Origin of the sequence: Uliginosibacterium sp. H1 (assembly GCF_036017065.1) — a bacterium.
Classification (GTDB): domain Bacteria; phylum Pseudomonadota; class Gammaproteobacteria; order Burkholderiales; family Rhodocyclaceae; genus Uliginosibacterium.
Map to the genome: position 1 here is coordinate 1,705,246 of NZ_JAYXHR010000001.1, position 13,209 is coordinate 1,718,454.

At 68.9% G+C, this 13,209-nt stretch carries 12 protein-coding genes; 1 reads left to right on the forward strand and 11 read right to left on the reverse strand.

The genetic code is table 11. The annotated features are described in order from the left end of the window. Positions 1 to 29 precede the first annotated feature (29 nt). Both VVD47_RS07700 and VVD47_RS07705 read right to left on the reverse strand, forming a co-directional pair. On the reverse strand, positions 30 to 662 hold the full coding sequence (locus tag VVD47_RS07700) for a hypothetical protein (protein ID WP_327602819.1): 633 nt from the start codon (positions 660 to 662) through the stop codon (positions 30 to 32). 100 nt (positions 663 to 762) lie between these two features. Continuing rightward, a complete protein-coding gene (locus VVD47_RS07705; RefSeq protein WP_327602820.1) occupies positions 763 to 2,646 on the reverse strand; it encodes a potassium transporter Kup in 1,884 nt (627 codons plus the stop codon). Between the two features lie 362 nt (positions 2,647 to 3,008). On the opposite strand from VVD47_RS07705, the gene VVD47_RS07710 reads away from it, so the two are divergent. Further along, entirely contained in the window at positions 3,009 to 3,311 is a 303-nt protein-coding gene (locus VVD47_RS07710) for a hypothetical protein (protein ID WP_327602821.1), read from the forward strand. Positions 3,312 to 3,338: 27 nt separating this feature from the next. Here VVD47_RS07710 and kdpE read toward each other — a convergent pair whose 3' ends face one another. From kdpE to VVD47_RS07755, 9 genes are all read right to left on the reverse strand, one after another. Next, on the reverse strand, positions 3,339 to 4,037 hold the full coding sequence (gene kdpE / locus VVD47_RS07715) for a two-component system response regulator KdpE (protein ID WP_327602822.1): 699 nt from the start codon (positions 4,035 to 4,037) through the stop codon (positions 3,339 to 3,341). Next, the gene (kdpD, locus tag VVD47_RS07720; RefSeq protein ID WP_327602823.1) at positions 4,034 to 6,757 is read right to left on the reverse strand and encodes a two-component system sensor histidine kinase KdpD; all 2,724 of its coding nucleotides are present in this window, start codon (positions 6,755 to 6,757) and stop codon (positions 4,034 to 4,036) included. Before kdpD ends, kdpE begins: the two co-directional genes overlap by 4 nt. An 18-nt stretch (positions 6,758 to 6,775) precedes the next feature. Then, positions 6,776 to 7,768, reverse strand: a complete 993-nt coding sequence (locus tag VVD47_RS07725) for a magnesium transporter CorA family protein (RefSeq protein ID WP_327602824.1) — start codon at positions 7,766 to 7,768, stop codon at positions 6,776 to 6,778. A gap of 233 nt (positions 7,769 to 8,001) precedes the next feature. Next, on the reverse strand, positions 8,002 to 8,295 hold the full coding sequence (locus VVD47_RS07730) for a hypothetical protein (RefSeq protein WP_327602825.1): 294 nt from the start codon (positions 8,293 to 8,295) through the stop codon (positions 8,002 to 8,004). Next, a complete protein-coding gene (locus tag VVD47_RS07735; RefSeq protein ID WP_327602826.1) occupies positions 8,292 to 8,492 on the reverse strand; it encodes a hypothetical protein in 201 nt (66 codons plus the stop codon). Before VVD47_RS07735 ends, VVD47_RS07730 begins: the two co-directional genes overlap by 4 nt. 24 nt (positions 8,493 to 8,516) lie before the next feature. Next, a complete protein-coding gene (kdpC, locus tag VVD47_RS07740) occupies positions 8,517 to 9,101 on the reverse strand; it encodes a potassium-transporting ATPase subunit KdpC (protein ID WP_327602827.1) in 585 nt (194 codons plus the stop codon). Positions 9,102 to 9,130: 29 nt separating this feature from the next. Beyond that, complete coding sequence (gene kdpB, locus VVD47_RS07745) at positions 9,131 to 11,215, reverse strand: potassium-transporting ATPase subunit KdpB (RefSeq protein ID WP_327602828.1); 2,085 nt, start codon at positions 11,213 to 11,215, stop codon at positions 9,131 to 9,133. Between the two features lie 23 nt (positions 11,216 to 11,238). Next, on the reverse strand, positions 11,239 to 13,044 hold the full coding sequence (gene kdpA / locus VVD47_RS07750) for a potassium-transporting ATPase subunit KdpA (RefSeq protein WP_327602829.1): 1,806 nt from the start codon (positions 13,042 to 13,044) through the stop codon (positions 11,239 to 11,241). Beyond that, positions 13,041 to 13,133, reverse strand: coding sequence for a potassium-transporting ATPase subunit F (locus VVD47_RS07755; RefSeq protein WP_327602830.1), 93 nt, complete (start codon positions 13,131 to 13,133; stop codon positions 13,041 to 13,043). Before VVD47_RS07755 ends, kdpA begins: the two co-directional genes overlap by 4 nt. Positions 13,134 to 13,209: the final 76 nt, after the last annotated feature.

A 13,209-nucleotide genomic window follows, 5' to 3' on the forward strand; every position in this document is an offset into this window, starting at 1 on the left:
TCCTACTGCGCGCCTGACCTACTGCACGCCTAACCCTGCCCGTACTCTTCGTAGACCTCGTAGAGCCAGGACAGGCCGAGCGCCAGCAGCACCACGCCGACGACCAGCTTGAGCTTCACCTCCGGCACCTTCTTCAGCTGCCCGTGCAGCAGGAAGGCCAGCACCGACACCACGACGATGCCGGCCGCCACGCCGAGGATGACCTGGCCCCAGGCCGCCGTCGCGGCCGCCACCGGGAAGATCACCAGCAGGATCTCGGCCGCCTCCACGACCGCGCTCTTGCCCATCACGAAGAACACGAACAGCGAAAAGCCGCCCGCCGCGGCCACCCCGTCGTTCGGCGTGACCTGCAGCTTGCCCAGCGGATCCTCCGCCCAGCGCGGCCGCTTGTGCGCCCACAGGCGGCGCAGGGACTTCTGCGTCCAGTGCAACCCCATGCCCGTCAGCAGCAGCGCCGCCACCAGCCGCAGCCAGAACACCGGTACCACGTCATGCAGCGGGAACAGGAACGCCGCGAGGATGAACACCAGCACATGGCCGATCACCACGGCCGACAGGGCCTCGCGCGGGTAGCCCGCGCGGACGATGGCATAGGCGATGGCGACGGTCTCGAAGAACTCGACGGCGGTGCCGGTGAAGGAGGCGATGAAGGCGGGGGTCATGACGAGACGAACGGGACGGGTGCAGGACTGCTTGCGGCGAGAGCGGCCGTGCAGAGGGATGGTGTGCCGCTCGCGAGCGGCACACCGGGACTGGCATTGCTCAGATCGCCACCTGGCTCCCCAGCTCCACCACCCGACCCGGTGGCAGGTTGAAGAAGTTGGAGGCTGGCGTGGCGTTGCGGAACATCACTTCGAAGAGGCGCTCGCGCCACATCGGCATGCCTTCGCCCGGCGCGGGCAGCAAGGTCTCGCGGCTGACGAAGTAGGAGACGGCCTGCGGGTCCAGCGGCAGGCCCTGCTCCTCCACCCATTCGAGCGCGGCGGGCAGGTCGGGGCGTTCCATGAAGCCGAAGTAGAGCTTCACGCGGTACATGTTGTGGCACACGCGCTCCACCAATGCGCGCTGTGAATCCGGCGTGCGTGGCACCGGCAGGAAGTTGACGGTGAGGAAGATGACCGTCTCGTGCACCACGAGGTTGTGCTTGAGGTTGTGCAGGAAGGCGTTGGGCACCTGCTCCGGACGCGGCGTGAGGAACACCGCGGTGTGCGGCACGCGGGCGATGTTCTCGTGCTCGATCATGCGCACGAAGGGTTCCAGCGGCACGCTGTCGCTGACCATGCGGTCGGCGAGCTGCATGCGTCCCCGCCGCCAGGTCGACAGCATGAAGTAGATGGTGCCGCCGAAGATGATGGGGAACCAGCCGCCATCGGCGATCTTCAGCGTGTTGGCGCTGAAGAAGGTGAGCTCGATGGCCAGCAGGGGGCCGAACACCAGCAGGGCGAAACCGTTGGACCAGTTCCAGTCGCGGCGCGCCACCGAGAAGGCCAGCACGGTGGTGACCAGCATGGTCATCGTCACCGCGATGCCGTAGGCCGCGGCCAGCGCGGACGAGGAGCGGAAGCCCAGCACCACCGCGATGACCAGCACGAACAGCGACCAGTTAACGAAGGGCAGGTAGATCTGCCCCATGTGCTGGCCGGAGGTGTGGCGGATGGTCATGCGCGGGCAGTAGCCGAGCTGGATCAGCTCCCGCGTGACCGAGAAGGCGCCGGTGATCAGCGCCTGCGAGGCGATCGCGGTCGCCGCCGTGGCCAGCGCCACCATCGGGTACAGCGCCCACTCCGGCACTGCGAGGAAGAAGGGGTTGCGTGCCGCCTCCGGTTCGTAAGTCAGCAAGGCGCCCTGGCCGAAGTAGTTGAGCAGCAGCGAGGGCAGCACCAGGCCCAGCCAGGCGAGGCGGATCGGCCGCTTGCCGAAGTGGCCCATGTCCGCGTACAGCGCTTCGCCGCCGGTCACCGTCAGCAGCACCGCGCCCATCGCGAAGAAGGCCGTCAGCGGCTGGTGCCACGCGAAAACCGCCGCGTAGTGCGGCGACAGGGCGAACAGCACGTCGGGATGCTGGGCGATGTTGTAGATGCCGATCGCCGCCAGCGACAGGAACCAGGCGCACACCACCGGACCGAACAGCTTGCCCACGCTGCCGGTGCCGAAGCGCTGCACGAAGAAGATCACGCTGAGGATGCCGATCGTCGCCGGCAGCACGTAGGGCTTGAAGGCCGGCGTCGCCACCTCCAGCCCTTCCACCGCCGACAGCACCGAGATGGCCGGCGTGATGACGCCATCGCCGTAGAACAGGGACGCGCCGAACAGGCCCAGCGCAATCGCCAGCGCCTTCTTCCTCGGCCGGTCCCTGGACTGCTCCACCACCCGCGCCATCAGCGCCACCACGCCGCCTTCGCCGTGGTTGTCGGCGCGCAGCACGACGATGACGTATTTGAAGGTGACGATGATGAGCAGGCTCCACACCATCATCGACAGGATGCCGAGCACGTTTTCCGGCGACACTTCCAGGTCGAAGTGGGTCTGCGCGAAGGCTTCCTTCATCGCATACAGCGGGCTGGTGCCGATGTCGCCGAAGACGACCCCCAGCGCGGCCAGGGTCAGCACGCGCAGGCTTTGCGATTCGCCATGGGCTTGGCTCATGGGGTGAAGCTCCGGGGGACAGTCGGGGAGCGCGCAGATTACTCCTGCCGTCATACGAAGTCGCTTACATCGGGGAGGATTCACCACCGGCCCGCGACGGGCTTTTGCGCGGATGCAACAAGGGCTTGCGGCGCCCCGGACATTGCGGCAGGCAAGCACTGCCATCCGCCCGGACTGCGCACCTCGCCGCAAAGCCTTGTTTCACGGGCGTTACAGCCCGCGTGAAGGCCTGTCAGCCCCCTCCTACGCGGGCCAGGCACCCGCCGTTCATCCCGGCATTCCAACCTTTTATCTCTGGCACGGACGGCGCTGCGTTAGCATCGAATGGTCGTTTTGCAGCAAACAGGAAAGCCGGAAACGCCATGACCGCCACCTATCTGATCGCCTCCCAGAGCAACCAGGAACTCATCGTCCTCGACGACCAGCACCGGGTCATCCAGTCCGTCTGCGCGATGTTCGACGACGAGCTGCGCACCGCCCTGCATGGCTGCGACTGGCAGGCGGGCGTGGAAGGCAACGAGTGGGACGAAGCCTGCGAGCACTGGAACATGGTGCAGCGGCAGCACGGCCGGCACTGCATGATTCCCGGCGACTTCCTGATCAGTCAGTTCGGCCACCACACCCCGCCGGTCGACCTCGACGACATGCTGCAGCAGGCCGCCTGAGCCGCCCCTGCCTCCGTCCCCCCTGCCTCAGGGGTTGAAGCGGTACCCCACGCCAGTCTCGGTCAGCAGGTGCTTCGGCTGGGCCGGATCGGCTTCCAGCTTGCGGCGCAGCCCGGTCATGTACACCCGGAGATAGTGGTTGTGCTCGGTATGCCCCGGCCCCCACACCTGCGCCAGCAACTGGCGATGGGTCAGCACGCGGCCGGTGCTGGCCACCAGCACCGTCAGCAGGCGGTACTCGATGGGCGTCAGGTGCAGCGGCTCGCCACCGCGCGTGACGACACGACGCGCGAGATCCAGCGTCACCTCCCCGAAGCTGACCTGCGGCGAGGCATCCGCCGCCGCGCGTTGCCGCCGCAGCAGCGCACGCACCCGCGCCATCAGCTCCGCCACGCCGAAGGGCTTGGTGAGGAAGTCGTCGGCGCCGGCATCCAGCGCCTCCACCTTGTCGCGCTCGTCACTGCGCGCGGACAGCACGAGGATCGGCAGGCTGGACCAGCCGCGCACGTCGCGGATCAGGCTCACGCCGTCGCCATCCGGCAGGCCGAGGTCGAGGATCAACAGGTCCGGTTTGCGGGTGCCGGCCTCGATGAGTCCGCGCTGCATCGTCTCCGCCTCGAAGACGTGGCAGCCCTCGCCTTCCAGCGCGGTGCGCACGAAGCGGCGGATCTGCTGTTCGTCCTCCACCAGCACGATGCTGGGAGCATTGCTGTCGGCGGTGTTCATGGTGGCGGCTCTTCCGGCAGTTGCGGGGCTTCCTTGCGCGGCAGCTCGAAGACGAAGCGCGCGCCATGCGTGGCACCGCCTTCGCTGTCGCTTCCGGTGCCGACATTCTCCGCCCACACGCGGCCACCGTGCGCCTCCACGATGGCACGCACGATGGCGAGCCCCAGGCCCACACCGGGGATGGCGGACTCTTCCTGTCCGCGGGTGAACTTGTCGAACAGGCGCTCGGCCCGCCCCGCGGGCAAGCCCGGGCCGTCGTCCTGCACCCACACCCGCAGGCGTTCCGGCAAGGCCTGCGCACCGATCTCGATGCGGCTGCCCACCGGTGTGTACTTGGCCGCGTTCTCCAGCAGGTTGGCGAGCACGCGCTCCATCAACACCGCGTCGAATTCCACCAGCGGCAGGTCGTCCGGCAAGGCCACCCGGATGGCATGGCCGGCCAGGGCGCCGGCGCGCGACTTCAGCGCCGCGCCCACGCTCTCCTCCAGCGACTGCCATTCCCGCCGCAGCGCCACCTTGCCGGATTGCAGGCGCGCCATGTCCAGCAGGTTGTTCACCAGCGCGGAGGTGCGCAGCGCCTCGTCGCGGATGCTGTGCGCCAGCTCGCCGTGCAGTGCCGCCTCGCGTGCCGGCGTGAGCGCCAGCGTATCGGCCAGCCCCACCAGCGCGGTGAGCGGGGTGCGCAGGTCGTGCGACAGCGCCGACAGCAAGGAATTGCGCAGGCGCTCCGACTCCATGTTCACCAGCGCGTCCTGCGCGACGGCGATGTAGTGCACGCGCTCCAGCGCGGTGGCGATCAGCGAGGCGCCGGTGTCCAGCAGGCGCTGCTGTTCCGGCGTGACACCCCAGCTCCGGTCCGCATCATCCGCCGGCCGCAACGCCAGCACGCCGCGGGTGCGCATCGGCGCGCGCAGCGCCACGTACAGCAGCGGCGACGACGGCAAGGTGCCGGTGCCACGGCCCGCCATGTCGGCATGGTCGTAGGCCCACTGCGCGATGGCGGTGTCGGCGAAGCTGGCGTCGCTGCCCGCCTGGATGCGCCCGTCCTCGTCGGGCAGCAGCAGTGCAGCCTGCGCCGCGAGCCCCTGTTGCGCGAAGCGCAGGCCCGCCGCCTCCACCTCCTGCACGGTCAGCGCGGCCGACAGTTCGCGCGCGGTCTCGTAGAGGATGCGCGTACGCCGCTCCCGCGCCTGCGCGGCGGCTGCCTCGAAACGCAGGCGCGCGGTGAGCTGGCCGATCACCAGGCCCACGGCGAGCATCACCGCGAAGGTCACGAAGTACTGCACGTCGCTGACGGCGAGCGTCAGGCGCGGCGGCACGAAGAAGAAGTCGAAGGCCGCCACCGACAGGAAGGCCGCCAGCACCGCCGGCCCGCGACCGAAGCGCAGCGCCGACACGACCACCGCCAGCAGGAACAGCATGACGATGTTGGTGAGATCGATGCGGCCGAGCAGCGGCGTCGCCAGCACCGCCACCAGGGCGACGCCAGCCGCTGTCCACGCGTAGTGCGTCCAGCGCTCCTGCCACGCGGCGACCCATGCGCGCCCGGCGTCCGGCCTGGTGGCGTCGCGCTCCTCCACCGCGATCTCGATGACATCCAGATCGCCGGCCTGCTGGCCTGCCCTGCGCAGGAAGCCCGGCCGCCAGAGCGAAGCGGGCGACCATGCGACGCGACTGCGGCCAACCAGCAGCTTGCCAAGGTTGTGCTCGCGCGCGTAGGCCACCGCCGCGGCCGCTGCATCATGGCCGGCCAGGGTGGCGGTCGCCGCGCCCAGTTCCTGCGCCAGCCGCAGGGCACGCAGCGCCTGCATGCGTACGTCCTCCGGCGCGCGCAGCATCGCCGGCGTCTCGACATGCACGGCATGCCAGGGCGCACCGAGCTGCGCGGCCAGGCGGGCGGCGCTGCGTACCAGCTTTTCGCCACCCTGCGCGCCGATGCACACCAGCAACGCGTCCTGCGTGGGCCACACGGCGGCGACGGACTGCTCGCGGCGGTAGGCACGCACGTCGTCGTCCACCCGGTCCGCGGTGCGGCGCAGGGCGAGTTCGCGCAGCGCCAGCAGGTTGCCCTTGCGGAAGAAGCTGGCCATCGCACGCTCGGCCTGCTGCGGGATGTACACCTTGCCTTCACGCAGGCGTTGCAGCAGTTCGGCGGGCGGCAGGTCCACCAGCACCACTTCGTCCGCGTCGTCGAAGACGTGGTCCGGCACCGTCTCCCACACCCGCGCGCCGGTGATGCCGGCGACGATGTCGCTGAGGCTCTCGATGTGCTGCACGTTCACCGTGGTGAACACATCCACGCCGGCCGCCAGCAGTTCCTCGATGTCCTGCCAGCGCTTCGGGTGGCGACTGCCCGGCGCATTGGAATGCGCGAGCTCGTCCATCAGGACCAGGGCCGGCGCACGTGCCAGCGCGGCGTCGATGTCGAACTCCTGCAGGCGGTGGCCGCGATAATCGATGTCGCGACGTGGCAGCACGGGCAGCCCGCGCAACATCGCCTCGGTCTCGCCACGGCCATGCGTCTCCACCACGCCGACCAGCACGTCGAGCCCGCCCTCCACCAGCACGCGCGCGGCGGCAAGCATCGCGAAGGTTTTGCCGACCCCGGGGCTGGCGCCGAAGAAGATCTTCAGTCGCCCGCGCCGCGCCTGTGCCGCTTCGGCATCCAGCCGCGCGAGCAGCGCATCGGGGTCCGGACGGGTCGCGTTTTCCTGGAACATCTTCGTGGCGGCCCGGGCTCAGGGTGCCGGCCGCAGGCGGCCCGGCGGGCGCCACCAGCCCCGGCGACGCGTCGGGTCGCCAGCCCGCCGGTTGAGCACGCGCGTCAGCAACATCCAGGTGCTCCAGCCGATGAGCGCCATGACCAGCACAAAGACTGCGTAGGCGATGCGCCAGTCCAGGTGCTGCGTCCAGGCGCTGAATTCCGACATGCCGCCGATGCTGGCGAGCAGGTTGAGCGGCAGGAAGATGACGCTGATGAGCGTGAGCTTCTTCAACAGCACGCCGATGTTGTTGTTGATGATGTTGCCACGCGCATCCATCAGGCCGGACAGCACGTTGCTGTAGATGTTGGCCTGGCGCGCACATTGCTGGGTGTCCAGCAGGATGTCGTGCAGCGTGTCGACCTGCGAAGGCGTGAGCGAAAGCCGGTCGGCCGCCGCGCGCAGCTTGTTTATCACCGCGGCATTTCCCTCGATGGCGTCGATGTAGTAGATGAGGCTCTCCGACAGCGCGATCATCTGCAGGTAGTAGCGGTTCTCCATCGACACGCTGATCCTGGTGCCCAGCTCCGCCGTGATCTGCTTGATGACTTTCAGGTGGCCCTGGAAGTGATGGACGGTGTGCAGCAGCATCCGCAGGAGCATGTCGCTGGCGTCGCGCACGCTGCGGAATTCCCGCTCGCCGAAAGGCAGGTGGTCATCGGAAGTCACCAGCAGCATGGCGCCCGGCCGCAGGAACAGGCCTGCCGAGCCGACGTCGAAACGCAATTGCTCGCCCACCGACACGTTCCTGGGCTGCTTCCAGATCATCGTCGTGCCAGCGGTGCCGACCTCCAGACGTGGAATCTCGTCAGGGTCGAGCGCGGCATCCAGGTCGTAGCCGTCCAGGCCGAAGACCTCCACCAGCTCCTTGCGCTCGTCCTTGCCGGGGGCGATGAAGACGCGGATCAGCCCGACGCCTTCCTCGCAGGGCCGTAACCCGCCTTCGTGCACCTCATAGCTCGACTTCATGGTGCGCCTCCCGCGTCTTGTCTGCCTGTCCGATGATAGGGGAAGTCGGTGGCGCCGGCACGGCGGCCAGCACCTGATGACGCCGCAATAGCTTGCAACGCGGGCTGCACGTCAGGACCCGGCCGCACGCCAGGCGATGCGTCACGTCGCTGACGCGGTGCTCGTGACCACAGACGGGGCATCGGTGCCAGGGCATGCGGCGGGTTGTGGATTGCGGGCCTGATACCCCGGCCTCAGAGCATCCGCTCGGCGATGCGCGCCAGCGCCGCAGGCTGGCTGGCCACCGGGCTGGCGACCAGCATCACCTCGCGCACCACCGCGTCGCCCAGCGCCATCACGAATCCGAAGGCGCTGCTGCTCACCGCGAATCGCAATGGCCTGCGCAGGTTCTGCAGATACACGCGCAGCAGGCCGGCACCTTCGGCGTTGTCGGGCACGCTCAGGCTGGCCACCTCCTCGCCGTCGCGACTGATCACGGCACAGCAACGCCCCTGCCCGGTCGTCACCCCCACGCCCAGCGCGTTCATCGACTGCCCTCCCTTCGCGTGTGCGACAGCGCGCGCCTGGCTGGCGGCCGCTGCGTGGCGCGTCGGCGGCGATGGCGCCAGCACTCCAGGTGAACCACGCCCGCCACCGTCAACCACACCACGGCCATGCAGCCGAGGAAGCCCATGAAGGCCAGCACTACGGGCCACCAGTTGTCCACGATTGCCGTTTCCATCATCGCTGCGTCCGGTCCTTCGCCTGTTCATCGCACGGCATCCAGGGCGAGATTGAGCAGCAGCACGTTGACCCGTGGCTCGCCCAGCACGCCGAGCTGGCGGCCCTCGGTGTGCGCCGCGACCAGCTGTTGCACGCGGCCGGCGTCCAGCCCGCGTGCGTGCGCGACGCGCGCTACCTGCCAGTGCGCGGCGGCCGGGCTGATGTGCGGATCCAGCCCGCTGGCAGAGGCCGTGACCAGATCGACCGGGATGGCGCCGCTGGGCGTCGGCTCAGCCGCCTTGAGCGCAGCGATGCGCGCCTGCACCGCGTCCGCCAGCGCCGGGTTCAGCGGCCCCTGGTTGCTGCCGCTGGAAGCCGCGGCGTTGTTCGGCATCGGCGCCGTCGCCGAGGGACGCGGCCAGAAGTACTTCGTGTCGCTGAAGGGCTGGCCGATCAGCGAGGAGCCGACGATGCGGCCATCGCGCTCGACGAGGCTGCCCTCGCTCTGCGCGGGGAATGCGACGCGGGCCACACCGGTCACCACCAGCGGATACAGCACGCCGGTCAGTACGCTCATCACGAGGAGCAGGCGCAGCGCCGGCAGGGTGCAAGTCTTCAGTTCTTGCCACATGTTCGTTCTCCGGAAGAGTGAGGGAAGAATCAGCCCAGGCCCATGCCGACCAGTGCGAGGTCGATGGCCTTGATGCCGATGAAGGGCACGACCAGCCCGCCCAGCCCGTACACCAGCAGGTTGCGGCGCAGGATCGCGGCCGCGCCGAGCGGCCGGTAGGCCACGCCTTTCAGCGCCAGCGGAATGAGCGCGACGATGACGAGTGCATTGAAGATCACCGCCGACAGGATCGCCGAGTCTGGCGTGGCCAGTCCCATGACGTTGAGCGCGCCCAGTGCCGGGTAGATGCCGACGAAGGCGGCGGGGATGATCGCGAAATACTTGGCGACGTCGTTGGCGATCGAGAAGGTGGTGAGCGCACCGCGCGTCATCAGCATCTGCTTGCCGGTCTCGACGATCTCGATCAGCTTGGTGGGGTTGGAGTCGAGATCCACCATGTTGCCGGCCTCCTTCGCCGCCTGCGTGCCGGTGTTCATCGCCACCGCCACGTCGGACTGCGCGAGTGCCGGCGCGTCGTTGGTGCCGTCGCCCGTCATCGCCACCAGCCGGCCGCCGGCCTGGTACTCGCGGATCAGCGCGAGCTTGGCTTCCGGCGTGGCTTCGGCGAGGAAGTCATCGACGCCGGCCTCGGCCGCGATGGCGGCGGCGGTGAGGCGGTTGTCGCCGGTGATCATCACCGTCTTGATGCCCATGCGGCGCAGCTCGGCGAAGCGCTCCCTGATGCCGCCCTTGACGATGTCCTTCAGCTCCACCGCGCCCAGCGCCTGCGCGCCGTCGCACACCACCAGCGGTGTGGCGCCCGCGCGCGCCATGTCGTCGACGACGGTCTGCAGCGCCAGCGGCCATTGCCCGGCCTGCGCTTCGACATGGCGGCGCATCGCTTCGGCAGCGCCCTTGCGGATGCTGCGGCCCTGCCAGTCGATGCCGCTCATGCGCGTCTGCGCGCTGAAGTGCACGAAACTCGCGCCTTCCGCCTGGCTCATCGGCGCAAGATCGCGGCCCCGCTGTTGCAGCGACTGCTTGGCCAGGGTGACGATGGAGCGGCCCTCCGGCGTCTCGTCCGCCAGCGAGGCGAGCAGCGCGGCCTCGGCGAGCTGGCGTTCGCTCACGCCGGCCACCGGCACGAAGCGCGCGGCCTGGCGATTGCCCAGCGTGATGGTGCCGGTCTTGTCGAGCAGCAGCACGTCGACGTCGCCCGCCGCCTCCACCGCGCGACCGCTGGTGGCCACCACGTTGCGTTCCATCAAGCGGCCCATGCCCGCCACGCCGATGGCCGACAGCAGGCCGCCGATGGTGGTGGGGATGAGGCACACCAGCAGCGCCACCAGCACCGTGACGCTGACCGGCGCGCCGCTGCCGGCGGCATCCACCGCGAACAGCGAGAACGGCAGCAGCGTGGCGGTAGCGAACAGGAAGGTCAGCGTCAGCGCCACGAGCAGGATGGTCAGCGCGATCTCGTTCGGCGTCTTCTGCCGCTTGGCCGCCTCCACCATGCCGATCATGCGGTCGAGGAAGGTCTCGCCGGGGTCGCGCGTGATGCGCACCACCAGCCAGTCCGACAGCACGCGGGTGCCACCGGTGACGGCGGAGAAATCGCCACCCGCCTCGCGGATCACCGGCGCGGATTCGCCAGTGATGGCGGACTCGTCCACCGAGGCGACGCCCTGCAGCACCTCGCCATCGCCCGGCACGATGTCGCCGGCTTCCACCAGCACCGTCTGGCCCTTGCGCAGGCTGTCGGCCGGCACGGACTCCCACTGCGCGCCGTGGCGCGGCGCGAACAGCTTCTTCGCATTCACACGCTGGCGCAGGCCACGCAGCGTCGCCGCCTGTGCCTTGCCGCGCCCTTCCGCCACTGCTTCGGCGAAGTTGGCGAACAGCACGGTGAACCACAGCCACAGCGTGACGGCCAGGATGAAGCCCGCCGGCGCATCACCATCGGCCCCGCCGCCGATGAGTGCCTGCAGGCAGAGCCCGCTGGTCAGCACGCTGCCCAGCCACACCACGAACATCACCGGATTGCGCAGCTGATGGCGCGGCGTCAGGCGTTTGAGGGCGACGATGGCCGCCTCGCGCATCAGCGGGCCGTCGAAGGTTTGCTTGCTTGTTTGCATGGATGAATCCTTTCCGGCGGCACTCAACGGGTGGCCCACATCTGCAGGTGTTCGACGATCGGCCCCAGCGCCAGCGCCGGCAGGAAGCTCAGCGCACCGACGACGACGACCGTGCCGATCAGCAGCACCACGAACAGCGGCGTGTGCGTGGGCAAGGTGCCGGCGGATTCCGGCACGCGCTGCTTGGCCGCCAGCGAGCCGGCGATCGCCAGCACCGGCACGATCAGCCAGAAGCGCGACAGCAGCATCGCGAAGCCGAGCAGCAGGTTGTAGAACGGCGTGTTGGCGGAGAGGCCGGCGAAGGCGCTGCCGTTGTTGTTGCCGGCCGAGGACACCGCGTAGAGGATTTCCGAAAAGCCGTGCGCGCCGGGGTTGGCGATGCCGGCACGGCCGGCGTCCAGCACCACGGCCAGCGCGGTGCCGGTCAGCACCGTGAGGCAGGGCACCAGCACGGCGACGGCGACCATCTTCATCTCGAACGCCTCGATCTTCTTGCCGAGGTATTCCGGCGTGCGACCGATCATCAGGCCGGCGACGAAGACCGCCATCAGCGCGAAGACGATCATCCCGTACAGGCCGGAGCCGGCACCGCCGAAGATCACCTCGCCGAGCTGCATCAGCCACATCGGCACCAGCCCGCCCAGCGGCGTGAAGGAGTCGTGCATGGCGTTCACCGAGCCGTTGGAGGCCGCCGTGGTCGCCACCGCCCACAACGCGGAATTGGCGATGCCGAAGCGCGTCTCCTTGCCTTCCATGTTGCCGCCGGCCTGCAGCTCGCTGGCCTGCACGTCGAGTCCCAGCTTCGCGAACAGCGGGTTGCCCGCCTGCTCCGCCAGGTGGCACACCGCCAGCAGCGCGACGAACACCACGGCCATCGCGGCGAACAGTGCGCGGCCCTGGCGGGCGTCCTTCAGCATCGCGCCGGCGGTGAAGCACAGCGCAGCCGGAATCAGCAGGATGGCCAGCACCTCCAGGAAGTTGGACAACGGCGTCGGGTTCTCGAAGGGATGCGCGGAGTTGGCGTTGAAGAAGCCACCACCGTTGGTGCCGAGTTGCTTGATGGCGATCTGCGAGGCCGCCGGGCCGACGGCGAGCGTCTGCGTCGTCACCATGACCTGCTCGGTGACCGGCGCCCCGGATGCATCCGTCATCGGCTGGTCATTGGCATCCAGCTTCGGCTGGCTGATCTCCACCGGCTGCACGAGTTGCGTCTCGTGGTAGGGCGAGAAACTCTGCACCACACCCTGCCCCACCAGCGTCACCGCGAGCAGCAGCGACAGCGGCAGCAGCACGTACAGCACCGAGCGCACCATATCCACCCAGAAGTTGCCGATGCCGCGCGCCTCGCGCAGCACGAAGCCGCGCAGCAATGCGACCAGCACCGCCATGCCGACCGCGGCCGACACGAAGTTCTGCACGGTGAGGCCGAGCATCTGCGTGAGATAACTCATCGTCGTCTCACCGCCGTAGCTCTGCCAGTTGGTATTGGAAGCGAAGCTGATCGCCGTGTTGAAGGCGAGATCCGGCGTGGTGCCCGCCATGTCGGCCGGGTTGAGCGGCAGCACGCCCTGCAGGCGCGCCAGCGCATACACCGCCAGCAGGCCGACGAGGTTGAACAGCAGGCAGGCCAGTGCATAGCGCTGCCAGCCCATGTTCTCGTCCTCGCGCACGCCGCCGAGGCGATAGATGCCACGCTCCAGCGGCCGCAGCCAGCCCACGAAGCGCGGCGCATCCCCCGCGAACACCCGCGCCATGTAGCGCCCCAGCGGCCAGGCCAGTGCGGTCAGCACCAGCGCATACAGGCCGAACTGCATCCATGCGTTGCTCATGAATGGTCCTCCGGGAAGAACAGCACGAAGACCAGCCAGGCGAACACGCCCAGCGCCGCGACCAGCGCGATCAGGTAGAGCGTACTCACTGGCGCCTCCGCAGCTTCTCGAAGGCCGGGACAAGCGCCGCGCTCAAGGCGAAAAAACCGAGCGCCAGCAGCAGGT

Bases quoted from the DNA above. Each gene is read 5' to 3' on its own strand.
- VVD47_RS07700 (WP_327602819.1), bottom strand. From the start codon at position 662: ATGACCCCCGCCTTCATCGCCTCCTTCACCGGCACCGCCGTCGAGTTC.
- VVD47_RS07705 (WP_327602820.1), bottom strand. From the start codon at position 2,646: ATGAGCCAAGCCCATGGCGAATCGCAAAGCCTGCGCGTGCTGACCCTG.
- VVD47_RS07710 (WP_327602821.1), top strand. From the start codon at position 3,009: ATGACCGCCACCTATCTGATCGCCTCCCAGAGCAACCAGGAACTCATC.
- kdpE (WP_327602822.1), bottom strand. From the start codon at position 4,037: ATGAACACCGCCGACAGCAATGCTCCCAGCATCGTGCTGGTGGAGGAC.
- kdpD (WP_327602823.1), bottom strand. From the start codon at position 6,757: ATGTTCCAGGAAAACGCGACCCGTCCGGACCCCGATGCGCTGCTCGCG.
- VVD47_RS07725 (WP_327602824.1), bottom strand. From the start codon at position 7,768: ATGAAGTCGAGCTATGAGGTGCACGAAGGCGGGTTACGGCCCTGCGAG.
- VVD47_RS07730 (WP_327602825.1), bottom strand. From the start codon at position 8,295: ATGAACGCGCTGGGCGTGGGGGTGACGACCGGGCAGGGGCGTTGCTGT.
- VVD47_RS07735 (WP_327602826.1), bottom strand. From the start codon at position 8,492: ATGATGGAAACGGCAATCGTGGACAACTGGTGGCCCGTAGTGCTGGCC.
- kdpC (WP_327602827.1), bottom strand. From the start codon at position 9,101: ATGTGGCAAGAACTGAAGACTTGCACCCTGCCGGCGCTGCGCCTGCTC.
- kdpB (WP_327602828.1), bottom strand. From the start codon at position 11,215: ATGCAAACAAGCAAGCAAACCTTCGACGGCCCGCTGATGCGCGAGGCG.
- kdpA (WP_327602829.1), bottom strand. From the start codon at position 13,044: ATGAGCAACGCATGGATGCAGTTCGGCCTGTATGCGCTGGTGCTGACC.